The organism is Actinoplanes ianthinogenes (assembly GCF_018324205.1).
Taxonomy (GTDB): domain Bacteria; phylum Actinomycetota; class Actinomycetes; order Mycobacteriales; family Micromonosporaceae; genus Actinoplanes; species Actinoplanes ianthinogenes.
Window position 1 is genome coordinate 4,722,724 of sequence record NZ_AP023356.1, and the last position, 26,526, is coordinate 4,749,249.

25 protein-coding genes and 2 tRNA genes are annotated in these 26,526 nt (G+C 70.8%); 19 read left to right on the forward strand and 8 right to left on the reverse strand.

Annotated features, from left to right (window positions below; genetic code table 11):
- The first annotated feature begins 3 nt into the window (after positions 1-3).
- The 4 genes from Aiant_RS21215 to Aiant_RS21230 all read left to right on the forward strand — a co-directional run bounded on the left by Aiant_RS21215 (position 4) and on the right by Aiant_RS21230 (position 1,490).
- Positions 4-909 carry a DUF3566 domain-containing protein gene (locus Aiant_RS21215; protein ID WP_189331999.1) on the forward strand — a complete coding sequence of 302 codons (906 nt, stop codon included), beginning with the start codon at positions 4-6 and terminating at the stop codon, positions 907-909.
- A 76-nt stretch (positions 910-985) separates the two neighbouring features.
- Positions 986-1,059, forward strand: a tRNA-Ile gene (locus Aiant_RS21220).
- A 219-nt stretch (positions 1,060-1,278) separates the two neighbouring features.
- Complete coding sequence (locus Aiant_RS21225) at positions 1,279-1,407, forward strand: DLW-39 family protein (protein ID WP_212847121.1); 129 nt, start codon at positions 1,279-1,281, stop codon at positions 1,405-1,407.
- 10 nt (positions 1,408-1,417) lie between these two features.
- Positions 1,418-1,490: transfer RNA gene (locus Aiant_RS21230), tRNA-Ala, on the forward strand.
- Positions 1,491-1,544: 54 nt separating this feature from the next.
- On the opposite strand, the gene Aiant_RS21235 is transcribed toward Aiant_RS21230, so the two are convergent.
- The gene (locus tag Aiant_RS21235) at positions 1,545-2,408 is read right to left on the reverse strand and encodes a calcium-binding protein (RefSeq protein WP_189331998.1); all 864 of its coding nucleotides are present in this window, start codon (positions 2,406-2,408) and stop codon (positions 1,545-1,547) included.
- Positions 2,409-2,669: 261 nt separating this feature from the next.
- On the opposite strand from Aiant_RS21235, the gene Aiant_RS21240 reads away from it, so the two are divergent.
- Entirely contained in the window at positions 2,670-3,164 is a 495-nt protein-coding gene (locus tag Aiant_RS21240; RefSeq protein ID WP_268248768.1) for an NUDIX domain-containing protein, read from the forward strand.
- Here the strand turns inward: Aiant_RS21240 and Aiant_RS21245 are convergent.
- The gene (locus Aiant_RS21245; RefSeq protein ID WP_229830341.1) at positions 3,080-3,517 is read right to left on the reverse strand and encodes a hypothetical protein; all 438 of its coding nucleotides are present in this window, start codon (positions 3,515-3,517) and stop codon (positions 3,080-3,082) included. The two genes, Aiant_RS21240 and Aiant_RS21245, sit on opposite strands and share 85 nt — an antisense overlap.
- 156 nt (positions 3,518-3,673) lie before the next feature.
- Positions 3,674-4,870, reverse strand: a complete 1,197-nt coding sequence (locus Aiant_RS21250; protein ID WP_189331997.1) for an acyltransferase family protein — start codon at positions 4,868-4,870, stop codon at positions 3,674-3,676.
- A gap of 132 nt (positions 4,871-5,002) precedes the next feature.
- Between Aiant_RS21250 and Aiant_RS21255 the strand changes: the two genes are divergently transcribed.
- The gene (locus tag Aiant_RS21255; RefSeq protein WP_189332327.1) at positions 5,003-5,554 is read left to right on the forward strand and encodes a YbaK/EbsC family protein; all 552 of its coding nucleotides are present in this window, start codon (positions 5,003-5,005) and stop codon (positions 5,552-5,554) included.
- A gap of 41 nt (positions 5,555-5,595) precedes the next feature.
- On the opposite strand, the gene Aiant_RS21260 is transcribed toward Aiant_RS21255, so the two are convergent.
- From Aiant_RS21260 to Aiant_RS21275, 4 genes are read right to left on the reverse strand one after another with little or no spacing between them, the layout of a single operon-like run.
- The gene (locus Aiant_RS21260) at positions 5,596-6,237 is read right to left on the reverse strand and encodes a DsbA family oxidoreductase (protein WP_189331996.1); all 642 of its coding nucleotides are present in this window, start codon (positions 6,235-6,237) and stop codon (positions 5,596-5,598) included.
- 54 nt (positions 6,238-6,291) lie between these two features.
- Complete coding sequence (locus Aiant_RS21265; protein ID WP_189331995.1) at positions 6,292-6,720, reverse strand: SufE family protein; 429 nt, start codon at positions 6,718-6,720, stop codon at positions 6,292-6,294.
- Positions 6,721-6,756: 36 nt separating this feature from the next.
- Positions 6,757-7,146: a CBS domain-containing protein gene (locus Aiant_RS21270; RefSeq protein ID WP_189331994.1), complete on the reverse strand. Its 390-nt coding sequence runs from the start codon at positions 7,144-7,146 to the stop codon at positions 6,757-6,759.
- 28 nt (positions 7,147-7,174) lie between these two features.
- Complete coding sequence (locus Aiant_RS21275; protein ID WP_189331993.1) at positions 7,175-8,908, reverse strand: proline--tRNA ligase; 1,734 nt, start codon at positions 8,906-8,908, stop codon at positions 7,175-7,177.
- A 133-nt stretch (positions 8,909-9,041) separates the two neighbouring features.
- Between Aiant_RS21275 and Aiant_RS21280 the strand changes: the two genes are divergently transcribed.
- The 12 genes from Aiant_RS21280 to Aiant_RS46575 all read left to right on the forward strand — a co-directional run bounded on the left by Aiant_RS21280 (position 9,042) and on the right by Aiant_RS46575 (position 25,072).
- Complete coding sequence (locus Aiant_RS21280) at positions 9,042-9,812, forward strand: SGNH/GDSL hydrolase family protein (RefSeq protein WP_189331992.1); 771 nt, start codon at positions 9,042-9,044, stop codon at positions 9,810-9,812.
- Positions 9,813-9,832: 20 nt separating this feature from the next.
- Positions 9,833-10,732 (forward strand): sulfurtransferase, encoded by a 900-nt coding sequence (locus Aiant_RS21285; protein ID WP_189331991.1) that lies wholly within the window; start codon positions 9,833-9,835, stop codon positions 10,730-10,732.
- Between the two features lie 75 nt (positions 10,733-10,807).
- Positions 10,808-12,547, forward strand: a complete 1,740-nt coding sequence (locus Aiant_RS21290; RefSeq protein ID WP_189331990.1) for an HSP90 family protein — start codon at positions 10,808-10,810, stop codon at positions 12,545-12,547.
- Positions 12,544-15,309, forward strand: coding sequence for a tetratricopeptide repeat protein (locus Aiant_RS21295; protein ID WP_189331989.1), 2,766 nt, complete (start codon positions 12,544-12,546; stop codon positions 15,307-15,309). The genes Aiant_RS21290 and Aiant_RS21295 overlap by 4 nt, the downstream gene beginning before the upstream one ends.
- Positions 15,310-15,341: 32 nt before the next feature.
- A complete protein-coding gene (locus Aiant_RS21300) occupies positions 15,342-15,947 on the forward strand; it encodes a TetR/AcrR family transcriptional regulator (RefSeq protein ID WP_189331988.1) in 606 nt (201 codons plus the stop codon).
- A gap of 109 nt (positions 15,948-16,056) precedes the next feature.
- Positions 16,057-17,391, forward strand: coding sequence for an acetyl-CoA carboxylase biotin carboxylase subunit (locus Aiant_RS21305; RefSeq protein WP_189331987.1), 1,335 nt, complete (start codon positions 16,057-16,059; stop codon positions 17,389-17,391).
- A complete protein-coding gene (locus tag Aiant_RS21310; RefSeq protein ID WP_189331986.1) occupies positions 17,391-18,269 on the forward strand; it encodes a hydroxymethylglutaryl-CoA lyase in 879 nt (292 codons plus the stop codon). The genes Aiant_RS21305 and Aiant_RS21310 overlap by 1 nt, the downstream gene beginning before the upstream one ends.
- A 152-nt stretch (positions 18,270-18,421) precedes the next feature.
- Positions 18,422-19,345, forward strand: coding sequence for a hypothetical protein (locus tag Aiant_RS21315; RefSeq protein WP_189331985.1), 924 nt, complete (start codon positions 18,422-18,424; stop codon positions 19,343-19,345).
- A gap of 251 nt (positions 19,346-19,596) precedes the next feature.
- The gene (locus tag Aiant_RS21320; RefSeq protein WP_189331984.1) at positions 19,597-20,838 is read left to right on the forward strand and encodes a chaplin family protein; all 1,242 of its coding nucleotides are present in this window, start codon (positions 19,597-19,599) and stop codon (positions 20,836-20,838) included.
- A gap of 122 nt (positions 20,839-20,960) precedes the next feature.
- Complete coding sequence (locus Aiant_RS21325; RefSeq protein WP_189331983.1) at positions 20,961-22,484, forward strand: acyl-CoA carboxylase subunit beta; 1,524 nt, start codon at positions 20,961-20,963, stop codon at positions 22,482-22,484.
- A 20-nt stretch (positions 22,485-22,504) separates the two neighbouring features.
- On the forward strand, positions 22,505-23,659 hold the full coding sequence (locus Aiant_RS21330; protein ID WP_189331982.1) for an acyl-CoA dehydrogenase family protein: 1,155 nt from the start codon (positions 22,505-22,507) through the stop codon (positions 23,657-23,659).
- An 84-nt stretch (positions 23,660-23,743) separates the two neighbouring features.
- Positions 23,744-25,072, forward strand: a complete 1,329-nt coding sequence (locus tag Aiant_RS46575) for an ATP-binding protein (RefSeq protein ID WP_268248767.1) — start codon at positions 23,744-23,746, stop codon at positions 25,070-25,072.
- Positions 25,073-25,323: 251 nt separating this feature from the next.
- Here the strand turns inward: Aiant_RS46575 and Aiant_RS21340 are convergent, their stop codons facing one another.
- Positions 25,324-25,809 (reverse strand): MarR family winged helix-turn-helix transcriptional regulator, encoded by a 486-nt coding sequence (locus Aiant_RS21340; protein ID WP_189331981.1) that lies wholly within the window; start codon positions 25,807-25,809, stop codon positions 25,324-25,326.
- 108 nt (positions 25,810-25,917) lie between these two features.
- Between Aiant_RS21340 and Aiant_RS21345 the strand changes: the two genes are divergently transcribed.
- Entirely contained in the window at positions 25,918-26,490 is a 573-nt protein-coding gene (locus Aiant_RS21345) for a YceI family protein (protein WP_189331980.1), read from the forward strand.
- The last annotated feature ends 36 nt before the right edge of the window (positions 26,491-26,526 follow it).

Consider the following 26,526-nt stretch of genomic DNA (forward strand, 5'->3'; position numbering starts at 1 on the left):
TTGATGCCGGAGACACAGGCGAAGTCGGGGGGCCAGGGAACCTCAGCGACTCCGGACGATGCGGCGAAGAAGGACGGTGCCGCATCGAACGGACGCGAGACCGCTGGGCGCGCCGCTGTCCCCGCCGATGCCCCGTCCCCGCCGAAGTTCACCAGGGCGCCGGGCATGGCCCCGCCGCCCGGTGAGCCATCCGCTACCGCATCGGACGCCGAGGCCAAGCGGCCCGGCGGTCCGGCCGTGGCCAAGGCCTCGGCGGCGGTTCCGATCGTGACGAAAGGCAAGGGCGCCGCGCCCGGGGCCGCCTCGGCGCGTCCCGCGGCGGCGCCGGGCACCGTCTCCGGCGCCGCTGCGCGTCCGGCGGGCAGTGCCCCCACGGTGACCCCGCCCGGGGCCGCCAAGCAGCGCACCGCGCCCGCCGGTGGGCCGGCCGCGGCCTCGTCCGGTCCGGGTGGAACGTCGGCGGTGGGGGCCGCCCGGGTCTCCGAAGCGGTCCGCTCGGCCCGCTCCACGGTCTCCTCGGCCGCGGCGCGCGGCCCGCGCCGGGCCCGGCTGAACCTCAAGCGGATCGATCCGTGGTCCGTGATGAAGTTCTCGTTCGCGGTCTCGATCGTGCTCTTCATCGTGGTGGTCGTCGCGACCTCGGTGCTCTACCTGGCACTGGACACGATGGGCGTCTGGACCTCGGTCAACGACAGCCTGAAGGACCTGGTGAACGCCAGCGGCGGCTCCGAGGCCGCCACCGCGAACACCTTCCGGATCACCGCCTGGGGCGTGATCGGGACGTCGATGCTGATCGGCGCGGTCAACGTGGTGCTGTTCACCGCGCTGGCGACGCTCGGGGCGTTCATCTACAACGTCTGCGCCGACCTGGTCGGCGGCATCGAGCTGACGCTCGCGGAACGGGACTGACGATGTGATCGGGTTGTGGGCCACCCCCGCTTTGGTGGCTCGCAACCCGGTGCGGTAATGTTCTGTCCGCAGGTGAGGGGCTATAGCTCAGTCGGTTAGAGCGCAGAGCTGATAACTCTGAGGTCGATGGTTCGATTCCATCTAGCCCCACGGACGATCGGGCGATCCCTGTTCGCGGAAAGCGCGAACCATGGATCGCCCGTCTTGTCTGCTCCGGGGGCCGAGCCCCCGGAAACCCCGCGTTACGGTGGTTGCGGTGAGCAGTCCTCTTCCGGTTACTGCTTTGACGGTACGGTGTGCGGGGCTCTCGCAGTTGCTGCTTTGACGGTACGGTTGGTGCGTCTGCGGTCCCGGACTTGGGGGTAGTCGATGCTGAAGAAGCTTTTGATTGTTGCGGCCGTCGTCGGTGCTGCCGCGCTGGTGGTCAAGAAGGTTAAGGCCTCCAGTGACGAGCGGGCCCTGTGGCACGAGGCGACCACGGCTCCTGACCTGCGCTGAGGCGCGAGCCGGGGCCCTAGCTCAACTGGCAGAGCACCGCCTTTGCAAGGCGGGGGTTAGGGGTTCAAGTCCCCTGGGCTCCACGTGAGAAGCGGCCCTCACCCGATGGGTGGGGGCCGCTTCGTCGTTGCCGCGGGTTACTGGGTGATCCGGTCCTTGCCGGGGCCACCCACGAGCTTGTCTTTACCGGCCTGGCCGATCAGGATGTCGTCGCCGGTGCCGCCGTAGATGGTGTCGGCGCTGTCCGGGACGTCGCCGTCCACCTCACCGCCGACCAGCGTGTCGTTCCCGGCGTCGCCGTAAAGCCGGTCGCGGCCCGATCCGCCGGCGATCGCGTCACGGCCCTCGTCGCCATGGATCTCGTCGTTGCCCGAGCCGCCGTGCAGCTCGTCGTCGCCGTAGCCGCCCCAGATCTCGTCGTCGCCGGATCCGCCGAGGACGGTGTCGTCGCCGAAGCTGCCACTGATCCAGTCGTTGCCGGATTGACCGTGGAGGACGTCGTTGCCCTGCTCGCCGTCGAGCGTGTCCCGGCCCGGTCCGCCGACGAGAGTGTCGTCGCCGGTGCCGCCGAACAGCCGATCCCCGGTCGAGCCGCCGCTGAGCAGGTCCTTGCCGGCCCCGCCTTCGGCGATCATGTGGCTCGAGGTCTTGTTGTAGACCTTGTCGTTCTTGTCGCCGAGCTGGACGGCGAGCTCGGTCGGCTTCCGGGAGGTGTGGCAGCGCACCTTGGTCCGGTCGCCCTTGACCGCCTTGCAGCCCTTGCCGGCCTTGATGGCGACCCGGTCGTTGAGCGTGACCGTGTTCCCGGAGATCGTGATGACCAGGTTGTTCCGCTGGCCCGGTGCCGCGACGAACTTCACGATGCTGTTGTGCGAGCCCAGAACCTCGGCCTTGGCCGTGGTGGCGGCGGCCTGGGCCGGGGCGGCGAACAGGGCGGTGGCGGCGACAGCGGCGGCGGCCGCCCCGATGGCGGCGAGCGCCTTGCGGTTGACCAGGAACATCAGACTTCCCCCGTGGTTGCTTCGATCGAGCAGCATCGTTTGCCGTCGTGCCAAGATCCTATGAAGACGGACGGGTGAGGTAACTCCCGGTTTCGTGTCACGTCACGCAGCGTTGAGGACGTGATGTGCCGCACGATGGCGGGTCACGGTGTTCCCGCTGGTCACCGTACCTGCGCATTTGCCCGTTCTGTGGTCTGTCAGTTATCCACAAAGGAATGAGGGGATCCTGCGCGCGGACTTCCCGACCGTTAGCCTGCGACCGTGAGCGAACGAAGACGCGCCGCCGCCGTGATCGTGCGTGACGGCCGGGTGCTGATGGTGCACGAGCGCAGCCGGCGATCCGGTGGCGGCGAGTGGTGGACCCTGCCCGGCGGTGGGCTGCAACCCGGCGAGACGGCCGAGGAGGCGGTGCGGCGCGAGGTCTTCGAGGAGACCGGGCTGGTGGTCAGCGACCTGCGCTACGTGCTGGAGATGCCGTATCCGTCGGGTATGACGTCGGTCTTCACGGTCGCGGTGGCCGACGGTGAGCCACGAGTGGGGCGCGACGACGGCAGCGGACCGGAGCCGCTCGGCCTGGACTGGCTGCCGATGCCGGAGCTGCCCATCGAGACCGGCGGTGTGCCGGTCCCGCCGCTGATGGTGGTGTTGCCGGCGATGCCACCCGGCGAGCGTCAGACCGGCGAGGACTCCGACACCGATGAGGTGGCCGACGAGGCCGGGGCCACGATCGCCCGGCGGCGCTCCGCGACGAAGTAGACGCAGGCCGCGGTGTAACTGAAGGTCAGCAGCAGGCCCATGATCCGCACCGGTCCGGAGGGGTAGGGCAGGGCCGCGACGGTCAGCGCGCCGACGGCCCATCCGGCGAGCAGCACGGTGTTGACCACGTCATGCCGGCCCCAGCGGCCGGCCCGGCGATGGGCCTGCCGCTGGATCTCCACGGTGAAGGCGTGCGCCATGCCAAGAGCCAGCAGGGCGAGCAGGATCGTCGCGAACACGGAGTGATGCCCGCCCGCCACCGCGGTCATCGCGGTGGCGCCGGTCATCAGCGCAAGCCCGCTGACCGTGCCGACGCGGGGCTTGCGGCGCTCCTGCGCGAACCCTTCCTCCACAGTTTCAGAAATTCGGCATGATTCGCCGAAATCTGAGCGCGTCCGGTCGCGGCGGATGCATCCCGGGACCGAGCGGCTGGCGACCGTCACCACCAGGAACGGCCGGCGGCCGAGCGGGAAGCTCGGTCGCCGGCCGTCATGCGTGCCGGGGTGCCGTCAGACCTGCGCCGGCTCCGCCTCGCGCTCGCGGGGGCGGGGCGGCAGCGCGCTGTCGCCGGCCGCGTCGCGCGGGGTGCGCCACGACTTCGGCATGTGCGTACGCCACCACCGCTCGGCCGGTTCCTCGACGTAGGTGAACAGCGCCCAGGAGAGGATGTTGATCACCAGGGCCATGCCGAGCAGGGTGAACAGGACCGCGTTGTTGTCCGGCATCCGGCCCCACTCATAGGTCGACAGCCGGCTGACCGCGTGGTGGATCAGGTAGAAGCTGTACGACCAGAGACCGAGATTGATCAGCAGCGTCTTGTTCAGGATGCCGCGCCGGCCGACGATCTCCCGCTGCACGAAGGACAGGATGATCAGCGCGGCCAGCAGCGCGATGGTCGGCCGCAGCGTGTAGTCCAGCTGCTCGCGCAGCACGCCCTTGGGCACCCGCAGGGTGACCTGGTAGTAGCCGTAGGTGTAGAGCGCCAGCGCGCCGATCGGGACGATCGGGTGCAGCGGCACCCGCCGGCCGCGCTGGATCGCCAGGGCCAGCGTCATGCCGAGCAGGAAGACCGGCAGGTACAGCACCGGGTGGCGCATCACCCAGCTGGCCGTCGCCGGGGTGAAGTTCTCGACGGAGTACCAGTTGATCGCCCACATGGCGGCCAGGCCGGCGAGCGACGCGCAGGCCAGCCAGCGGGTCCGGATCCGGACGACGATCGGGGCGATCAGCGGGAACAGCGCGTAGAAGAGCAGCTCCACGCTGAGCGTCCAGGTGACCGGGTTGCCGGGCAGGGTCGGGGTGATGCCCGGGAACCAGCCCTGCACCAGGAAGACCGCGGAGAGCAGGCTGCCCCAGTGGATGTCGGCGTGCGCGGCGATGTAGAAGGCGTAGATGGCGAGCGGCAGGGTCACCAGGTGCACCGGGAAGATCCGGCCGACCCGCCGCCACCAGAAGGAGACGGCCTTCTCCTGGGGCTTGAAGACCCAGATCATCAGGAACCCGGAGAGCACGAAGAAGAACGTGACGCCGTGCGCGCCCATCTGCGAATACGGGAAGATCCACGGCGAACGCCCAAAGCCGGTCTTTCCACCGAGTCCGGTGAAGTGGTGGGCGAAAACCGCGAGAGCGGCGAAGAACCGCAAACTTGTCAGCGCGTCCAGGCGTTTGGGCAGTACGGCCGTGGTGTCGGCCTGTCGTATCAACATAGTTGGGGGTTCAGCCTCTACTAGTTTTGTTTAGCGGCAGGGCTGAGCACGCTAGTACAAAGATCGACTCTTCGGAAACCGGCGCGAGTCGGTGGCCGCCGGACGGGTTCCGGAGCAATGATGGCGGGCGTGATGGGAAGCCTTCAGACCGAACCTGCTCAGTCGCGAACCGATCTGCTCGCCGCTCCGGTGGCCAAGGCACTGGCGGTCTGGCCGGAGGACGCGCCGGTCGACGGAGATCAGGTGCTGGTGGCGCCGATCGACGCGAGCCTGGCGGACACCGCGGCGTTCTGCGAGGCGTACGGGGTCACGCCTGCCGAGTCGGCCAACTGTGTGATCGTGGCCGGGCGCCGGGGCGAGGTGACGAAGTACGCGGCCTGCGTGGTGCTCGCCACCACCCGGGCCGATGTGAACGGCGTGGTCCGGCGGCTTCTCGACGTCCGCAAATGCAGCTTCGCGCCGATGGACGAGGCGGTGTCGCTGACCGGGATGGAGTACGGCGGGATCACGCCGATCGGCCTGCCCGCCGACTGGCCGATCCTGGTCGACTCCCGGGTGGTCGCCACCCCGCACGTGATCGTCGGTTCCGGCGTCCGGCACAGCAAGATCGCGGTGGCCGGGCCGGCCCTGGGTGCCCTCCCGGGCGCCCAGGTGATCGAGGGGCTGGCCAAAGAGATCGGCTGAGGTCCACGTGGACCGGTATCAATACCGTTCCACGTGAAACGTCATAGACCGGCGTCGACGGCCTCGCGGCGGGCGATCTCCTCGAAGGCGGCGATCAGGGCAGCCGGCTCCTGGGCGCCCTGCACGGCGTACTTCCCGTCGATGACGAAGGTGGGGACGCTGGTGATGCCCAGCTCCCGCGCCTCGGTCAGATCGACCTGGACGGCGCTGGTGCCGGCCTCCGACTCCAGGTAGGCGAGCGCGGCCGCGGGGTCCAGTCCGATCGAGGCGGCCACCTCGGCGAGCGCCGGCAGCGAGCCGATGTCCACCCCGTCGGTGAAGTGCGCCCGCTGGAGGGCGTCCAGCATGTCGGCCTGCCGGTCCTGCCCGGCGGCCCAGGCGATCAGGCGGTGCGCCGCGAACGTGTTGGCCGCGATCGCCCGGTCGAAGTCGAGCGTCAGCCCGACATTCGCGCCGACCCCGGCGACGTGCGCGAACATCTGCTCGGCCCGCTCCGGCCCGCCGAACTTCTCGGCCATCACCTTCTTGATCGGCAACGGCTGCGGCACCGGGGAGGCGTCCAGCTGGTACGCCCGGTAGGTGACGGTGACGTCCCCGCCGAACTCGGCCAGCGCCTCCTCGAGGCGCCGCTTGCCGATGTAGCACCACGGGCAGATGACATCGGACCAGACTTGGATATCCACGCTTCTCCGTTCAGGGTGGTTCTGAGCTTCGGGGGCGATGCGACAGGCCGAGGCCTAGTTCACCTGGTCCGCGATCTGGCGCTTGAGCCGCGCCAGGATCGCCGTGCCGCCGCGGACGCGCAGCGGACTGATCGCCTGGGCCAGCCCCATCCGCGCGTAGAGATCGTCGGGCACGGCCAGGATCTCGGTCGCCGACGCCCCGGCCAGCCCCTCGGCGAGGATGCCGGCGAAAGCCCGGGTGGTGGGCGCCTCCGGCGGGCAGTCGAACCAGGTGGTCACCGTGGCGTCCGGTCGCACCTCGGCGCGGAGGAAGAACGCGGTCTGACACTCCGGCACCTGCTCCATGCCGTCGTGCCCGGCCAGCTCGGCGGGCAGCGGTGGCACCGCGTCGGAGAACTCCAGCAGCATCTCCAGGACCACCTCACGGGGTGCGGAGGCGAAATCCTCGACGATCTCGGCCAGCTTCGGCGGCATGTCGGTCACGAAGACCAACTTAGCGCCGTCACCGGGCGGACCGGGTCAGGCGGCGGCCGAGCTGGTGACGAGGGCCACGTCACTGAGGCTGATCAGGCCGACCACCTGGCGGTCGGCGTCGCAGACGAGGAGGCGGCGGACCGAGCGGGAGCGCATGGCCTGGACCGCCTCCTCCACGGTGGCGCTCTGCTCGATCATGATCAGCTCACGGGTGGCGATCGCCCCGAGCGTGGTGCCGGCCGGCGGGAGGCCCTCGGCGATCGCCCGCACCACGATGTCCCGGTCGGTGACGATGCCGGCCATGGTCGGGCCGTGCGTCACCACCACGTCGCCGATGCCCTGGTCGCGCATCGCCTGCGCGGCCTCGTCGAGAGCCGTGTCCTCGGGCAGGTAGACCACCCGCCGGGTCATCGCGTCCGCCACCAGCCTGGCCATGCCATCGCCTCCCGCCGTCGATCCGTCCCTATCCCAGTGTTGCCGCGATGACCCCCGGGACGTCCACAAGGGGCACGTCCTGTCGCTCGCCGGTGCGGCGATCCCGCACCTCGGCGAAACCCTCGGCCAGGCGACGGCCGACCACCACGGCCCGTGGGATGCCGATCAGCTCGGCGTCGGTGAACTTCACCCCGGCCGACACGTTCGGCCGGTCGTCGACCAGCACGCGGAGCCCGGCCCGGGACAGGGTCTCGCCCAGGGCCAGCGCCGCCTCCACCTGACCGTCCCGGCCGGCCGCCACGAGGTGCACGTCGGCCGGGGCGACCGCGTCCGGCCAGCACAGTCCCCGCTCGTCATGGTGCTGCTCGGCGATCGCGGCGACCGCCCGGGACACGCCGATGCCGTAGCAGCCCATCGTCGGCCGGACCGGCTTGCCGTCGGCGCCCAGCACGTCCACCTTGAACGCGTCGGTGTAGCGCCGGCCGAGCTGGAAGATGTGCCCGATCTCGATGCCCCGCCGCATGGTCAGCGAGCCGTCGGCGCAGGACGGGCACGGGTCGCCGGCCCGGACCTCGGCCGCCTCGATCGTGCCGTCCGGCGTGAAGTCCCGGCCGGCCACCACGTCGGTGGCGTGCTTGCCGGCCTCGTTGGCGCCGGTCAGCCAGGCGGTGCCGGACACGACCCGCGGGTCGACCAGGTAGCGCACCGCGATGCCCTGCGGGCCGAGATAACCCTTCACCAGGTCGGGACGGGACGCGAAGTCGTCGAAGAGGGTGGCGGTGGCCGGGGCGAGCACCCCGTTCAGCCGTTTCAGGTCGACCTCACGGTCGCCGGGCAGGCCGATCGCCACCACCTCGTCCCCGCGGCCCGGGTGGTGCACGGTGACCACCACGTTCTTCAGGGTGTCGGCGGCGGTCCAGTCGGATCGGTCGCCGAGCCGGCGCTCGTTGGCCAGCTCGACCAGGGCGGCGATGGTCGGGGTGTCCGGGGTGTCGTGCACGGCGAGCGGGGGTGCGGTGACCTCCCGGATGGGCGGCGCCGGGGTCACCACGGCCTCCGTGTTCGCCGCGTAGTCGCAACCGGTGCAGCCGACGAAGGTGTCCTCGCCGACCTCGGCCGTGGCCAGGAACTCCTCGGACGCCGAGCCGCCCATCGCACCGGAGACCGCCGAGACGACGGTGTGCCGCAGGCCGAGGCGCTCGAAGACGCGTTGATAGGTGGCGCGCATCACGCCGTACGAAAATTGCAGGCCCTCGTCGTCCAGGTCGAAGGAGTAAGCGTCCTTCATCAGGAACTCGCGGCCGCGGAGCAGGCCGCCGCGCGGCCGGGCCTCGTCGCGGAACTTGGTCTGGATCTGGAAGAGCAGCACCGGGAAGTCCCGATAGGAGCTGGTCATGTCCTGCACGAGCAGGGTGAACATCTCCTCGTGGGTGGGCGCGAGCAGGTGCTCGGCGTCGCGGCGGTCGCGCAGGGTGAAGATGTCGTCGCCATACTCCGTCCAGCGGCCGCTCACCTCGTAGGGCTCGCGCGGGAGCAGGGACGGGAAGGCGACCTCCTGGCCGCCGGCGGCGATCACCTCCGCCCGGACGATCGCGGCGACCCGGTCCAGCACCAGCTTGCCGAGCGGGAGCCAGGTGTAGCCGCCCGGGGCGGCGCGGCGGACGAATCCGGCGCGCACCAGGAGCCGATGACTCGGCACCTCCGCGTCCGCCGGCTCCTCACGCAAGGTCTTGAGCAGCAGGGTGGACATCCGAAGCAGCATGACCCCCGAGCCTAGAGAACGGGTGTGACTGAATCACCTGCTTATCTAGGTGTCGCCAGCGTCACGTTCCGTTCGCTCGCTGTCCGGTGGAGACTGATCCGGCACCAAAGCTGAACAGACGTTAGGGGGCGGAATGGCCTGGCGTGGCTTCGTAGCGATGGGTGACAGCTTCACCGAGGGCATGTGCGACGAGTATCCGGACGGGACCTATCGCGGGTGGGCCGACCTGGTCGCCACCAGGCTCGCGGTCGATTCCGGCCCCGAGTTCGGATATGCGAATCTGGCGATCCGCGGCCGGCTCCTGGACCAGGTGATCGCCGAGCAGCTCGAGCCGACCCTGGCCATGCGGCCCGACCTGGTGAGTTTCGCGGCGGGGGGCAACGACATCCTCCGGCCCCGGGTCGACCCCCACACGCTGGTCGAGAAGATCGACCCGGTGATCGCCCGGATCCGGGCGACCGGCGCCGACGTGATCATGTTCCGGTTCGCCGACGTCGCCGTGCACATCCCCGGCGGCCAGCGGATGATCGGCGCCCGCGCGGCGGTGCTCAACGACGGGTTCCAGGAGATCGCCGAGCGGCACGGCGCGTATTTGATCGACCTCTTCGCCGACCATGCCTACCTGCATCGCGACATGTGGAGCGACGACCGGCTGCACCTGTCCGAGGCCGGGCACCGGCGGGTCGCCGGGCACGTGCTGACCGCGCTCGGCGTCGGCGTCGAGGAGGACTGGATGCTGGTCCCGCCCGCGCCGCAGCCCACCCCGTGGCGGCTGGCGGTCAGCGCGGATCTGCGCTGGGCCCGCGAGCACCTGGCGCCCTGGGTGAGCCGGCACCTGCGCGGCCGCTCCTCCGGTGACCTGATCACGGCGAAGCGCCCGGTGCTGGCCCCGGTGACCGACTAGGGAGGGCTAGCGTGACAGGCATGTCCGTATCGAACGATCCGGCGCAGGCGCTTCAGGCGTACGCGCACCCCGACAAACTGGTCACCACCGAGTGGCTCGCCGCGAACCTGGACACTCCCGGCCTGGTGGTCGTCGAGTCGGACGAGGACGTGCTGCTCTACGACACCGGGCACATCCCGGGAGCGGTCAAGGTGGACTGGCACCTGGAACTGAACGACCAGGTCACCCGGGACTACCTGGACCCGGCCGCGTTCGCCGCGATGTGTGCGGCCAAGGGCATCGGCCGTGACGACACGATCGTGTTCTACGGCGACAATTTCAACTGGTGGGCGGCGTACGCCCTGTGGGTCTTCAGTCTTTTCGGGCATCGCGACGTGCGGCTGCTCGACGGCGGCCGGCAGAAGTGGGTGGCCGAGGGGCGCCCGGTCACCCGGGACAAGACCACCCGCGCCACCGCGGAGTACCCGGTGCCGGTCCGCAACGACGCGGAGATCCGGGCGTTCCGCGACCAGGTGATGGGACACATCGCCAGCGGCCGGTCGCTGGTCGACGTGCGCTCGCCGCAGGAGTACACCGGCGAGCTCACGCACATGGAGGCGTACCCGCAGGAGGGCGCGCTGCGCGGCGGGCACATCCCGGGAGCGGTCAGCAAGCCGTGGAAGTCGGCGGCGAACGACGACGGCACGTTCAAGGCGCACGACGAACTGATCAAGATCTACCGCGACGAGCTAGGCCTGGAGACGGCGGACGACATCATCGCGTACTGCCGGATCGGCGAGCGGTCCAGCCACACCTGGTTCGTCCTGCACCACCTGCTGGGCTACCCGCAGGTCCGTAACTACGACGGCTCGTGGACGGAGTGGGGCAACCTGGTCCGGGCGCCGATCGTCAAGGGCGGGGAGCCGGGCGGCCTGCACTGATTTTTCGGGGCGGCTCGCAAAGCCGCCCCGAAAGTCTCCCGTTTTTGTCGGACGGACCCGGTACCGTGCGACGCCGTGAGCAACACGTTCCAGGTCGATCTACGGGGCATCGTCGACCTGCTCAGTCACCACCTCTACGCGAGCCCCCGCGTGTATGTCCGCGAGCTGCTCCAGAACGCGGTGGACGCGATCACCGCGGTCGGGCCGGACCACGCCGGCCGGGTCGAGATCACCACCGGCGCCACGCTGCGGATCACCGACAACGGCATCGGGCTCACCGAGGCGCAGGTGCACGAGTTGCTCGCCACCATCGGCCGCAGTTCGAAACGTGACGAGCTGGGTTTCGCCCGGCACGAGTTCCTCGGCCAGTTCGGCATCGGCCTGCTCTCCTGCTTCCTGGTCGCCGACGAGATCCGGGTGCACACCCGGCGCGCCGGCGCCGACCCGGTCCTGTGGACCGGCTACTCCGACGGGCGTTATGCGGTGGGCCCCGGCGACGAGCGCGAGCCGGGGACCACGGTCACCCTGCTGCCCCGCCGCGGCGCCGAGCACTACCTGACCGGCGCGACCGTGACCGAGCTGGCCGAGCTCTACGGCTCGCTGCTGCCGGTCGAGGTGAGCGTCGACGGCCGCCGGGTCACCACCGGGACGGTGCCCTGGGCGCTCCCGGCCGCCGAGCGGATGGCGTACGCGGAATCGGTGCTGGGCTTCCGTCCCTTCGACGTGATCGAGCTGAACGTGCCCGGCGCCGGTCTGTCCGGCGCCGCCTTCGTGCTGCCCACCCCGGTCAACCCGGCCAGCCGCGGTGGCCACCGGGTCTACCTCAAGCGGATGCTGCTCTCCGAGAGCGTCGAGGGCCTGCTGCCGGACTGGGCGTTCTTCGCCCGCTGCGTGGTCGACAGCACCGAGCTGCGCCCGACCGCGAGCCGCGAGGCGCTCTACGACGACGGCATGCTCGCCGAGACCCGCGAGGCGATCGCCGACCAGCTGCGCGGCTGGCTGGTCCGGCTCTCCACCACCGACCCGCGCCGGCTCGCCCAGTTCCTCCAGATCCACCACCTGGGTGTGAAGGCGCTGGCCCTGCACGACGCCGAGATGCTGCGCCTGGTCGAGCAGTGGTACCCGATGCAGACCAACGTGGGCGAGCTGACCCTGGCCGAGTTCCGGGCCCGCTTCGGCGTGCTGCGGTACGCCGCGACCGCCGACGAGTTCCGCCAGCTCGCCGCGGTCGCCGCCGCGCAGGACGTGGGCCTGATCAACGGGGGTTACGTCTACGACGCCGACCTGATCGAGCGGCTGGCCGCCACCGACCCCGAGGTGCGTGCCGAGCGCCTCGACCCGACCGACCTGACCACCCGGTTCACCGCCGTCGACGCCGAGGCCGAGCTGCGGCTGCGCCCGTTCCTCTCGGCCGCCCAGCGCCGCCTGGACAAACTCGGCTGCGAGGTGGTGGTCCGCGCCTTCGACCCGGTCACCCTGCCCGCGCTCTACCTGGTGAGCCGCTCGGCCGCCTTCCACGAGGAGTTCACCGCCAGCCGCGACCAGGCCGACGACCTGTGGGGCGGGGTGCTCGACGCCCTCTCCTCGACGGTGCCGAACGACCGTCCCCAGCTGGTGCTCAATCATCGCAATCCGCTGATCCGCCGGGTGGCCGCGCTCGGTGACGCCGAACTCGCCGCCCTCGCCGTCGAGTCGCTGTACGGGCAGGCGCTGCTGCTCGGCCACCACCCGATCCGGCCGGCCGACGCCGCCCTGCTCACCACGTCGTTCCTGGGCCTGCTGGACCGGGCCGTCCCCGAGGAGGAGACCCGATGAAGACGGCCGAGGAGCTCTGGGGCGTCCTGGACGAGGCCCACCACCTGCCGTACGGCTCGGCCCAGATCGCCCTGGTCGAGCAGGTGCTGCGGCACGCCGACGGGGCCGGTGACCCGGCGCTGGCGTTCTACACCCGGCTGTTCGCCACCACGGCGTACATCTACGGGGGCGAGTCGGTGAAGGCGTTCGCCACCTTCTCCTGGTGTGTGGCCGATTTCGATCGCAACCCGCAGCCGTACCACGAGCGCTGGACGCACAACCTGCTCTGGCTGTTCAAGACCATGGTCAACGCGCTCACCAAGTTCCCGGAGATTCCGCTCGCCCGGACCTACGCGGTGCTCGACGACATGGAGCGGCGTTACCGCGAGGGCGGCCACGGCATGCAGCCGGTGTACAAGCATCGGTATCTGGTCGCCCGGCACATCGGCGCCGACGCGGAGGCCGACGACTGGTTCGAGAAATGGCGCGCCGCGCCCCGCACGCCGCTCTCCGACTGCGCCGGCTGCGACCCGACCACCCTGGTCGTCCACCTGAACGAGCGGGGCCGGCACGCCGAGGCCGTCGAGCTGGCCGGCCCGGTGCTGGCCGGTGACCTGTCCTGCACCGAGCAGCCGCACACCATCCTCAGCGAGCTGATGGTGTCGTACCTGAAATCCGGCCTGCCCGCCGAGGCGGCCGACGCCCACCGCCGGTCGTACCTGGTCGAGCGGGGCAACCTGGCCGACCTGCCGGGGATCGGCGACCACATCCTGTTCTGCGCGCGCACCGGCAACGAGGCCCGCGGCCTGGAGATCGTGCAGCGGCACCTCGACTGGCTGGACCGGGCGCCGTCGCCGGCCGCCGGGATGACCTTCGCGGCCTCGTGCGTGGCGCTGCTGCGCCGGCTGGTGGCGCTGGGCCACGGCGACTCGCCGATCCGCCGCACCGGCCGGCCGGACGTCACCGCCGCCGCGCTCGCCAACGAGCTGGCCGGGTACGCGACCGAGCTGGCCGCCCGGTTCGACGCGCGCAACGGCACGGCGCACCAGAGCGAGCTGGTCGCCGAGACGATGGCCGCCGAGCCGTACGGGATCGATCTGCCCCTCGCCCCGACGGCCCGCCGTGCTCCGGCTCCGGCTCCGGCAGCGCCGTCCGTGACGGAGGCGGCCGAGATCCCGGACGGCCTCACGGAGACCGAGCTGCTCGATCTCGCCGAGAAACACCTCGACGAGGACGAGCACGACGCGTTCGGGGCGGTGCTGGCGGCGTACTCGGAGCGGTTCCCGGAGCCCGGCGACCCGCTGCTGGGCGGCCGGCTCTGGAGTTTCCGCGGCATCGTGCTCCCCGGCGACGACCACGACGGCACGATCGCCGCCTGGGAGCGGGCCGTGGTCGCGTTCGCCCAGGCCGGCGACGGTGGCAGGGTGAGCGCCCTGCGTGCCCGGATCGCAATGGAGCGGGCCCGGGCCGAGCGGGGCGACCCGGTCCAGGACGTGGCCCTGGTCCGCTCCGACGTCGCCTACCAGGAGGAGCACGGCACCGCACGGGACAAGGCGAACGCCTGGCTGCGACTGTCCACGATGTACTTCATGGCGGACCGCCTGGACGAGGCGAACGAGGCCGGCGACCGGGCCGACGAGTACGCCGCCGAGTGGGGGCAGCCGCGGCGGGTGGCGTACCACGCGCTGATGCGGTCGCGGAACCGCGGCGCCGCGCACCGGCACGACGAGGCGCGCGAGGCGGCCCGGGAGGCCTGGCAGTTCTACCGCGAGCACGGTCCGGCGCAGACCAGCGCCGAGGCGGCCACCATCCTCGGGCAGCTCGCCGAGGATCCGGCCGAGGTGGTCGCGACGATGACCGAGTCGCTGACCACCGGGGTGCCCGGGGCCGAGATGGCCGCGCACGCCCTGCGTGGCCGGGCGCTGATGGCCCTCGACCGTCCCGAGGAGGCGATCGAGGACTTCGTCGAGGCGGTCGCGATCTGCGCCGAGCAGGATGCCGAGCAGCCCGGAGTCTTCGCCCGGCAGGACCTGGCGCAGGCCTATCTCCAGGCCGACCGGCTGCCGGAGGCCGCCGAGGTGGCCGAGGAGGCGGCGCTCGGGTTCGAGAAACTGGGCTTCGACGAGCCGCTCAACGACACCCGGTACATGCTGGCCGGCATCTATCGTGATCTTGGTGACAGCAACCGGGCGCTGGAGCTGTACCGCGGGTTGATCGAGGCGTTGACCGACAACCCGCACGGCCGTGGCCGGGTCGGCGAGGACGCCGCGCAGCTGCTCTACAAAGTGGACCGGGACGCCGAGGCGGCGCTGACCTTCCAGGCCGCGGCCGAGGCGCTGCGCGAGGCCGGCGATCTCGGCGGCGAGCTGCGGGTGCTCCGCGGCCGGCTGATGGCGCTGAACTACGCCGACCAGGTCGACGAGGCCGAGCGGCTGATCCCGGAGGTCACCCGCAAATACGCTGAACTCCCCGCCGAACTGGCCGAAGATCCCGGTGTGCAGTGGGGGCGCGGGGTCTTCGCCTTCGAGGTCGGCAACCTGCTGATGCGCCGCGGCCGCTGGGCCGAGGCGTTGCCGCACCTGGACGGCGCCCCGGAACGGCTGCGGGCGATCGGGGCGACCGAGGACGCCGATCGGGTTACCAACATGCGCGCCGAGGCGCTGCTCAGGTCCGGCCGACCGGCCGAGGCGCTGGCGCTGCTGGACACGCTGGCGGCCGAGGCGCGGCACCCGGACGTGTACGCCGACACCCGGGAGGCCGTCGATCGGCTGAACGACCGTTAAGCAACCACTTGACGACGCGTTAAAGTGGCGAGGTGACGACGGTAGATCAGCGGCACCGGACCACCCCGCCGGCGCCTCGGCGGCGGTCGCGCCGCGATGAGATTCTCGAGATCGCCGTGGGCCTGTTCGCGGCCCGCGGCTATCACGGCGTGTCGATGGACGACATCGGCTCGGCGGCCGGCGTCACCGGCCCGGCGCTGTATCACCACTTCGCCGGCAAGGAGGCGATGCTGGTCGCCGCGCTGATCCCGGTGAGCGAGAGCCTGCTGGAGGGTGGCCGCGAGCGGGTCGCCCGGCACCCGGCCGAGGCCGAGGCGGCGCTCGCCGACCTGATCGACTTCCACGTCGACTTCGCGCTGGCCAACCCCGCGGTGATCGCGCTGCACCTGCACGAGCTGGACCGGCTGCCGGAGGAGCCGCGCCGGCAGATCCGCCGGTTGCAGCGGCTCTATGTGGAGGAGTGGGTCGGTGTGCTCACCCTGCTGCGTCCCGAGCTGGAGGCGGCCGAGGCCCGGGTGCTGGCGCACGCCGCGTTCGGCTTGATGAACTCGACGCCGTTCCTGGGCGGCGAGGTGGAGCGGCGCCGGCGGGCCGACCTGCTGCGCGAAGCCACCATGCATGCCCTCACTGGGCGATAGACTCTACAAATAGGACAAAAGGCCTCGCGGGAGCCCACCGGTTCCCGGTGGCCACGGAACACCGGCCGCCCCACCGGGCACGCCGGCATGCCGACATACAGGGAGCCTCATGATCGAGTCGCTGCTCGTCGCGAACCGGGGCGAGATCGCCCGCCGGATCATCCGTACCGCCAACCGCCTGGGGATCCGCACGATCGCGGTGTACTCCGAGGCGGACGCCGACCTGCCGTTCGTGGCGGAGGCCGACGAGGCCGTGTGCATCGGACCGGCCAATCCGGCGCAGAGTTACCGCAACGCCGACGCGATCCTCGCCGCCGCCAAGGAACGCAAGGCGCAGGCGATCCACCCGGGGTACGGCTTCCTGAGCGAGAACGCGACTTTCGCGCGTACCGTCGCTTCGAGCGGCCTGGTGTGGATCGGACCCGGCGCCGACGCGATCACCGCGATGGGCGACAAGATCAACGCGCGCAACCTGATGGCCGCGGCCGGCGTGCCGGTCGCGCCCGGCACCGCCGAGCCGGTCGCCGGCGTCGACGCCGCGATCGCGGCGGCCGAGACGATCGGCTATCCGGTGATGGTCAAGGCCGCGGCCGGTGGCGGCGGGATGGGCATGGGCGTCGCCGCCGACGAGGACGCGCTGCGTACCGAGCTCGGCAAGGTGCAGGCGTTCGCCGAGCGCATGTTCGGTGACGGATCGGTGCTGCTGGAGCGCTTCTTCCCCCGGGTGCGGCACGTCGAGGTGCAGATCCTCGGCCTGGCCGACGGGCGGGTGGTCGCGCTCTCCGAGCGGGAGTGCTCGGTGCAGCGGCGCAACCAGAAACTGGTCGAGGAGGCCCCGTCGCCGGCGGTCGGCCCGGAGCTGCGGGAGCGGATCCTGGCGGCGGCCGTCAAGGCCGGTGAGGCGGTCGGTTACCGCAACGCGGGCACCGTCGAGTGCCTGCTCGACCCGGCCACCGGCGAGTTCTTCTTCCTGGAGATGAACACCCGGCTCCAGGTCGAGCACCCGATCACCGAGCTGATCCACGGCATCGACCTGGTGGAGCTTCAGCTGCGCATCGCCAGCGGTGAGGACGTCACCCTGAAACCGGAAACGGCCGGGCATGCGATCGAGCTCCGCATCAACGCGGAAGACCCGAAGCGGTTCCTTCCCGGCCCCGGCAAGATCACGACCTGGGTCGAGCCGGAGGGTGCCCGGGTCGACTCCGGTTACACCGCGGGCAACACGGTCACTCCGTTCTACGACTCCCTGCTGGCCAAGCTGATCGTCTTCGGCGCCGACCGCCAGGACGCGCTGGCCAAGGCCCGCGCCGCGGTCGCCGGCTTCGCGATCGCCGGCCCCAAGAACAACCTGCCGTTCTTCGCCGAGCTGCTGGAGAACGAGGAGTTCCTCTCCGGCGACTACGACACCGCGATCGTCTCCCGGATGCGGAAAGGGGTGAAGTGATGAGCTTTGTCAGCATTCGCGAGGTGGCCCCCCGCGACGGCCTCCAGAACGAGGACCCGGTGCCCACCGACGGCAAGGTCGAGCTGATCGACGCGCTCAGCCGGACCGGGGTGCGCCGGATCGAGGCGGTCTCGTTCGTGCACCCCAAGGCCATCCCGCAGATGGCCGACGCCGACGAGGTCTGGTCGCGGATCACCCGCGACCCGGACGTGCGGTACTCCGCGCTGATCCCGAACACCCGCGGCGCACAGCGGGCGCTGGCCGCCGGCTTCCGGGAAATCGAGGTCGTGGTCTCGGCCAGCGACACCCACAACCGGCGCAACCTGAACCGCTCCACCGACGAGTCGCTCGACGACATCGCCGGGCTGATCCCGCTGGTGCACGAGGCCGGCGGCACGCTCGAGGTGATCGTGGCGACCAGCTTCGGCTGCCCGTACGAGGGCGACATCGCGCCGGAGCGGGTGGCGGGCATCGTGGCCCGGGTCCGCGCCGACGGCGCGGACCGCATCGCGTTCGGCGACACCACCGGGATGGCGACGCCGCGCCGGGTTCGCGACCTGCTCTCCGAGGTACGCCCGGACCTCCTGCACTTCCACAACACCCGGGGCACCGGACTGGCCAACATCGTCACCGCGCTGGAGCTCGGCGTGACCGAGTTCGACGCCAGCGCCGGCGGGCTGGGGGGTTGCCCGTACGCGCCCGGCGCCTCCGGCAACGTGGCCACCGAGGAGGTCGTGCACATGCTGCACGACATGGGCTTCGATACCGGAATCGATCTCGACCGGTTGATCGAGGCCGCCGAACTGGCCGAACGTCTGGTGAGCCGCTCCCTTCCGTCCGGTGTGCTGCGAGCCGGTCCGCGTACCCGCCTGGTGTGATTTTCCGATCCGATTCCCGCGATCATTTTTCTGATTTGTTCGCGTGACTTTCCGCTCGCTCACGTCGTTACCAATACCGAGTGGCCGATATCGCCTGATCTCACATAAAGAGGTCAAGAAGGCCATCAGGTCGACGACGAGGGGTGGATCCGATGCCGGGCTGGAGGGTCGAGCGCACGCCGCGCACGGCGTCCCGCTCCGTGCCGGTCACCCCCGGCGGCTCCCCGCTCATGCCGCCCCACAGCCAGGGGGCGGAGCGGCGGCCGGAGCGCCGCGCCGGACGTGCCGGTTCCCGGTGGGTCCTGCGTGCACTCGTCGTCGGCGGCCTGGCCGGAGCGGCCTGGCTGCTCACCGGCGCCGCCGCACACGCCGCCGGTCCCGGGCCCGAGCCGATCACCGGCTCCTGGTTCGGGGCCGTGACGGAGAACGTGGAGCGGGCGACCGGGCACGAATCCGTGGTTGGCGAACTCCTGAAGGCGGCCGTCCAGCCGCTGGAGTCCGTACCCGAGATCCCGCAGTACGACTCCTCGGCAGAGGAGCCCCTCGACGAGGTGCTGCCCGAGGCGGCCGCCCCGCTGCGTGCCAGCAGCGAGGACGCGGACGACGAGAAGCAGCCGGTCGCCGAGGCGGACAAGGCTGAATCCGTGGCCGAGCCGGCCCGGCCCGCCGTGACCCGGGTGGTCAAGGTGGGCAAGGTCAAGGCCGGTAAGGCCAAGGCGAGCCGAAGCACCCGGGCCACGTCGGCCCGGACCCGGTACATCCCGGTCCGGCGCCTCAAGGCCCACTCCCGATCGCATCTCCAACGGCATGCCCCGGCCGCCCGGCCGGTAGCGCCGGAGACGATCCGGGAGGACGTGCCCGGCGGTGACGGACCCGCGCCGGCGCGGACGAACCTCGGGGCAGTCAGCGGTATCCCGGCCGGTAGTGGGTCGGGAGGTTCTCCGGAGGGCGGCTCGTCGGCCGTTCCTCCGTCCGGGATCGTGAACGGCCCGGTGGCCTGCCACCGCTGCCCGGTCGCGCCCGATGTCGACGCCCGGCGCAACGACGCCGAGGCGCCGACCGTCTCACCTGACTGACGATGGTCCCGGCGGCGCGCATCTGGCCGCCGCCCGGTAACGGGCCGACGATTCCCGAACCGTTTGCGAACAAGCGGCGAATCGCACAGTGGCCCGGAAAACCATCACTGCACCGCTGCGGGCGCAACGTCGACGCGCGGAGTCAGGGCCGGAGAAAACGAGCCAGGGCACCGCTGCGCCCAAAAACGGAACCAGCCAATTGAATACGCGGAAATCCTTGCTGACCATTTTTGAAAGGCATCACTTTCCTCATGAAGAAGACGTGGGTTCGTAAGACGCTGAGCGTCGGGATCATGGCTGCCGGCGCCCTGCTCATGGCGCCCGTCGCGGCCCAGGCCGGGCAGGCCGGGTTCGCGCCGTCGGCCGGCCAGGACGGGGTCACGCAGGTCTCGTACACCAACCTCGGCGCCCTCAACGGCACCCAGTTCGCCGCCCCGGTCACCGCGCCGATCAACATGAACGGCAACGCCATCGCGCTCGGCGGCATCTCCCGGGCCACCGGCGCCGGGGTCAACCGGGTCGAGGGCGGGCACCGCTCGCGCGGCGGCAACGACATCACCCAGCGTTCGGCCGGCAACGTCGGCTTCCTGAACGGCACCCAGATCGCCGTGCCGATCACCATGCCGATCAACCAGAACGGCAACGCGGACAGCCTGTTCGGCATCAGCGACGCTCGTGGCACCGGCGTGAACCACGTCCAGGAGCACAGCCGGGTCTCCGGCGGCGGCTGGAACGACGGGATCAACCAGGCGACCGGTGGCAACGTCGGCTTCCTGAACGGCACCCAGATCGCCGTGCCGATCACCATCCCGATCAACCAGTGCGGCAACGCGGACTCGGTCTTCGGGGTCTCGCAGGCCCGGGCCACCTGTGCCAACTTCGTCGGTGGCAGCGGCCGTGGCTTCCAGGTCGAGGGCCAGCGCCGGATCGTCCGCGGCGACGGTGGCTGGGACAACGGCGTGAACCAGAGCAGCTTCGGCAACATCGGGTTCCTCAACGGCTCCCAGTTCGCCGCGCCGGTCATCGCCCCGATCAACGCCTGCGGCAACTCGCTGGGCGGCCTGCTCGGCGCGTCCAGCGCCCAGGCGTTCTGCGTGAACCGGATCGGCGGCGGCGACGACCGCATCTGGGTCAAGAAGCCGCACCACCACAAGGGTGACCAGGGCGGCGACGTCCAGGGCGACAACGGCTACGACGGCGACGACTGCACCAAGAAGTGCGACGACGACAACACCGGTGACGTCCGCGGCGACCACGGCTACAACGGCGAGGCGCCGGCCGTGAACGACGACAAGGGCTACGGCGACGTCAAGGGCGACGACAACGGCTACGGCGACGAGGCCCCGGCCGTGAACGACGACAAGGGCTACGGCGACGTCAGCCCGGACAAGTACGGCGACAAGACCGGCGGCCGCAAGTCGACCGAGAGCACCGCGGTCGGCAGCCTGACCGGCAGCCTGGGTGGCCTGGACCTGCTCGACAGCCTGAGCTGATCTCCGCCCGGCACGACCACGACGGGAGCCCTCGCGCATCGCGGGGGCTCCCGTTGCCGTCCGTCCACTCTTTGGGATAACCTAACGATCGTTAAAGTTGGGGCCCGAGCGGGGGAGAGTCGATGGACGGGGACGCGCTGGCGCAGGTCCGCAAGCGTGTGCTGGCCGGTGGCGCCGAGCGGTACCACGCGGCGAATGCGGCGAAGGGCAAGCTCTTCGCCCGGGAACGGATCGCGCTCCTGACCGACGAGGGCTCGTTCGTCGAGGACGGGCTCTATGCCAACAGTCTGGCTGATGGACTGCCCGCCGATGGGGTGATCACCGGAGCTGCCCGGATCGACGGCCGCGACGTCTGCGTGATGGCCAACGACTCCACGGTCAAGGCCGGTTCCTGGGGCGCGCGCACGGTGGAGAAAATCGTCCGCGTCATCGAGCGGGCCTACCAGACCGGCGTCCCGATGATCTACCTGGTCGACTCGGCCGGCGCCCGGATCACCGACCAGGTCGACCTCTTCCCCGGCCGCCGCGGTGCCGGCAAGATCTTCCACACCCAGGTCCGGGCCTCCGGCTCGATCCCGCAGATCTGCGCGCTGTTCGGCCCGTCCGCGGCCGGCGGTGCCTACATCCCGGCGTTCTGCGACGTGGTCGCCATGGTCGAGGGCAACGCCAGCATGTATCTCGGCTCCGACCGCATGGTCGAGATGGTGACCGGGGAAAAGACCACGCTCGAGGCGATGGGCGGCGCCCGGGTGCACTGCGCCGAGTCCGGCGTCGGGCACTTCCTCTGCAAGACCGAGCAGGACGCGCTCGACGTCGTCCGGACCTATCTGTCCTATGTGCCGCAGAACTGGACGCACCGTCCCCCGTCGCAGCCCGCGTCCGCTTCGTCCGGTGCCGACCTCGGCGCGCTCGTCCCGGCCAGCGAGCGGCAGGCCTTCGACATGCGCAAGTACATCAAGGGCCTGGTCGACGAGGGGTCGTTCTTCGAGATCCAGGCGCTCTGGGCGCGCGAGCTGACGGTCGGTTTCGCCCGGCTCGACGGCGAGGTGGTCGGCGTCCTCGGCAACAACTCGATGTTCAAGGGCGGCGTGCTCTTCGTCGACTCGGCCGACAAGGCGAGCCGGTTCGTGCAGCTCTGCGACGCCTTCAACATCCCGCTGCTGTTCCTCACCGACGTGCCCGGTTTCATGGTCGGCTCCGCGGTGGAGAAACAGGGCATCATCCGGCACGGGGCCAAGATGATCACCGCGATCTCCGAGGCCACGGTGCCGAAGATCTGTGTGGTGGTGCGCAAGGCCTACGGCGCCGGGCTCTATGCGATGGCCGGTCCCGGATTCGAGCCGGACGCCACCATCGCGCTGCCCTCCGCGAAGATCGCGGTGATGGGCGCCGAGGCCGCGGTCAACGCGGTGTACGCCAACAAGATCGCGGCGATCGAGGATCCGGACGAGCGCGCCGCCTTCGTCGCCGAGCGCCGCGCGGAGTATGAGCGCGACATCGACATCATGCGCCTGGCCAGCGAACTCGTCGTGGACGCCGTGGTCGAGCCCGGCGATCTGCGCGGCGAGCTGATCCGGCGTCTCGCCGCCGCGCGGAACAAGGACCGCGCGTTCTCCCGCCGTCGGCACGGCGTCACTCCGGTCTAGAGACAGGGGAAGAGGCAGTGGTGGATTTCCGGCTCGATGCCGACTTGGCAGAGCTGCGGGACAACGTCCGGCGCTTCGCCCAGGAGCAGATGGCTCCGGTCATCGCCGAGCATTATGAGAACAAGACTTTTCCGTACGATCTGATTCGCCAGATGGGCGCCATGGGTCTGTTCGGCCTGCCCTTCCCGGAACAGTACGGCGGCATGGGCGGTGACTACTTCGCCCTCTGCATCGCCCTCGAGGAACTGGCCAGAGTGGACAGCTCGGTGGCCATCACCCTGGAGGCCGCGGTCTCGCTCGGCGCCATGCCGATCTTCCGGTTCGGCACCGACGCCCAGCGCAAGCAGTGGCTGCCCCAGCTGACGAGCGGCGAGGCCCTGGGCGCGTTCGGTCTCACCGAGCCGGGCTCCGGGTCGGACGCGGCCGGCATCAAGACCCGCGCGGTGCTCGACGAGTCGACCAACGAGTGGGTGATCAACGGGAGCAAGGCGTTCATCACCAACTCCGGCACCGACATCACGGTGCTGGTCACGGTGATGGCGGTGACCGGGACGAACCCGGACGGCAGCCGCGAGCTCTCCACGATCATCGTCCCGTCCGGCACGCCCGGCTTCACCGTCGCACCCGGGTACTCCAAGGTCGGCTGGTGCGCCTCGGACACCCACGAGCTCTCCTTCGACGACGTCCGGGTGCCGGCCGACAACCTGGTCGGCGAGCGGGGCCGCGGGTTCGCCCAGTTCCTGCGGATCCTCGACGAGGGCCGGATCGCGATCGCCGCCCTCTCCGTCGGGCTGGCCCAGGGCTGCGTCGACGAGTCGGTGGCGTACGCGAAACAGCGCACCGCCTTCGGCCGCCCGATCGGCGACAACCAGGCCGTCCAGTTCCTCATCGCGGACATGGACCTGCGCGCCCACGTGGCCCGGCTGGGCTACTACGACGCCGCCGCCCGGATGCTGGCCGGCGAGGACTTCAAGCGGTTCGCCGCGATCGCCAAGCTGAACGCCAGCAACGCCGCCATGGAGAACAGCCGGTACGCCACCCAGGTGCACGGCGGATACGGCTTCATGAACGAGTCGGCGGTCGGCCGGTTCTACCGGGACGCCAAGATCCTGGAGGTCGGCGAGGGCACCTCGGAGGTGCAGCGCATGCTGATCGCCCGCGGTCTCGGCCTCTGACGCAGCCCAAACCTCGAAGTCCACTTCCCGACAAACCGGGCTCTCGGGTACACCCCGATCGATCGTGATGCTTATTTTCGCAGCATGGCGTCCGATCAGCGTCCCGAGTTCGGGGCCGTGCTGCGTGCCCATCGGCGGCGGGCCGGCCTGACTCAGGAGGAGCTGGCCGCGCACGCCGCCATCGGCGTGCGCACGGTCCGCGACCTGGAGCGCGGCCGTTCCTCCCGGCCGCAGCGGACGACCGTCGAGCTGCTCGCCCGCGCGCTGCGGCTGACCGGTTCTGATCGCGACGCGTTCCTGGCGGCGGCGCGCGGCCGGCCCACCGTCGTCCTCCCACCGGCGCCGCTCGACGAGCTGATCGGCCGGGACACCGACATCGCCGAGCTGGTGGCCCGGCTGGCCGCCACCGACGGGCCGCGCGGGGTGACCCTGGTCGGTGTGGCCGGGGTGGGCAAGACCAGCCTCGCCGTGGTGGTCGCGCACCGGCTGACCGGGGTGTATCCGGGCGGAGTGGCCGGCGTCGCGGTGGCCGACGAGATCGCCGCCGGGGAGTTGCTGAGCAGCGTGGCCGCCGGATTCGGGGTGGCCGGGCCGCGGGAACTGCCCGGGCACCTGGACGGGCGGCCGGCGCTGATCTTCGTGGACGCCGTGGACCGCGCGCCACAGGCGGTCGGCGAGGCACTGGCCGGGCTGCTGGAGCAGGTGCCCCGGCTGCGGTTCCTGGCCACCGGGCGGCAGCCGGCCGGGTTGGCCGAGGAGCGCGTGTGGCCGGTGGTGCCGCTGGCCACGCCGCCGGTGAACCTGTCGGTGGACACGGTCGGGGAGCTGATGGCGTACCCCGCAGTCGGTCTCTTCCTGGAACGGCTGGGCCGGGTGCGGCGCACCCGCCTTGCGCCGCACGAGATCGCGCCGCTTGCGGCGCTGGTCCGCCGGCTCGGCGGCCTGCCGCTGGCGATCGAGCTGGCCGCCGCCCGCGGCCGGGTGCTCACCGTCCCGGAGATCCTGGACCGGTACGCCGGCCCGGCCGCGCCCAAGGAGCCGGCCGAGCCGCCGGCCGTGGTCTCGTTGCGGGCGGTCGTGGCCGAGACCTATCGGGTGCTGGCGCCCGCCGAGCAGCGGGCGTTGCGGCTGCTCGCGGTCTTCCGGCACCGCTGGTCGCGGGATCTGGCCGAGGTTCTGCTGGACACATCGGACGGTGTCGACGCGGACGTGGTGCATCTGCTGGATCGGCTGGTGGCGCTCGGTCTGCTCAGCGTGAGCGGCGACCACGCGGTGCATTTCCGGCTGCCGTCCGCGGTCCGCGATTTCGCCACCGAGCGGGCCGCCGCCGAGGGCGAGCTGGAGGACGCCCGGAAACGCCATGCCCGCCTGCTGGCCGACCGCGCCGTCCCGGGACCCGAAGCGGTGTTCTGACGTGGGTCAGGAGGCCGGGACAGAGGGCAGGGCGCGACGTGCGCTAACCGGCGTGAATCGTGCCCCCCACGTAACGCCGATCGCTGCTGACGCCGCGCCCATACGCGGCGAGAACGAGACTCCCCCATAAGCCCCGCATGTCGCCTCGATCGCGCCGCATCCCCCTGGGCCGCCACAGTATCCGGGGCGCGCACACGACCGAAAAGATTCGTACCTTCTGCCGGTTGTTCTGCCGGTCAGTCCGGTTCAGGTCAGGCCTGAGTGACCGTTTCTGCACTCCCCGCAGTGGCGCACGGGTTGACCGCGTCCCGGATCGTCCGGAGCGAGTCGAGCAGCTGGTCGAAGCGGTCCTGCGGGAGCAGCCCCGCATACCACCTCTGCACCAGCTCCAGGTGCCCCGGCAGGACCTGCGCGAGCCGCTCCTGCCCGACCTCGGTGATCACCGCGTAGGAGCTGCGCCGATCGCTCGGGCAGGCCTCGCGGCGGACCAGGCCGTCGCGCTCCATCCGGTCCACGACCCGGGTGACCCCGCTGGTGGAGAGGGTGGTCTGGCCGGCCAGATCGGTCATCCGCAGCCGGTGGCCGGGTGAGCGGGCGAGGCGCATCAGCACCTCGAACTCGACGGTGGAGAGGCGGTGCTCCTCGAACTGTGCGGCGAGGCGGTTCATCAGACCCGTGTACGCCTCGGCCAGCAGGCCGACCGCGGTGAGACGAGGGTCGTCCAGATCGGTGTTCACGTCGTCAACTCTAACAGGCACTTGACAGGAGGAATATTGCCAAGCATATAGTTGTTCCGTCAGACAAGCATCCCGCAGAGCCAACGCCTCGGAGAGAAGGAATCAGTCATGACCGTCAGCACTCGTGAGTTCGAGGGCCTCCAGTTCCCGGCGGCCGGCACCTACGAGCTGGACGCGGCACACAAGCGGGTCGGCTTCGTCGCCAAGCACCTCATGGTCAGCAAGGTCCGCGGTCAGTTCGCCGAGGCCAGTGCCACCATCACCGTGGCGGAGAACCCGCTGGAGTCCTCGGTCGTCGCCTCGATCAAGACCGCCAGCGTGGAGACCGGCCAGGTCGACCGGGACAACCACCTGCGCACCGGTGACTTCTTCGAGGCCGAGAAGTACCCGACGATCGAGTACCGGAGCACCGGGATCAAGTCGCACGCCGGCGCCGAGTTCGTCCTCGACGGCGAGCTCACCATCAAGGGTGTGACCAAGCCGGTCGAGCTGGTCGTCGAGTTCGAGGGCGCCGCCACCAGCCCCTACGGGCAGCACGTCTTCGGCTTCACCGCGCACACCGAGATCGACCGCGAGGACTGGGGCCTGACCTGGAACGTCGCGCTCGAGGGCGGTGGCGTCCTGGTCGGCAAGAAGATCAAGATCGAGATCGAGGGCGAGGCCGTCCTCCAGCAGGGCTGATCCCCGCACCGTCCACAGTCGAGGCGCCGTCCGGTT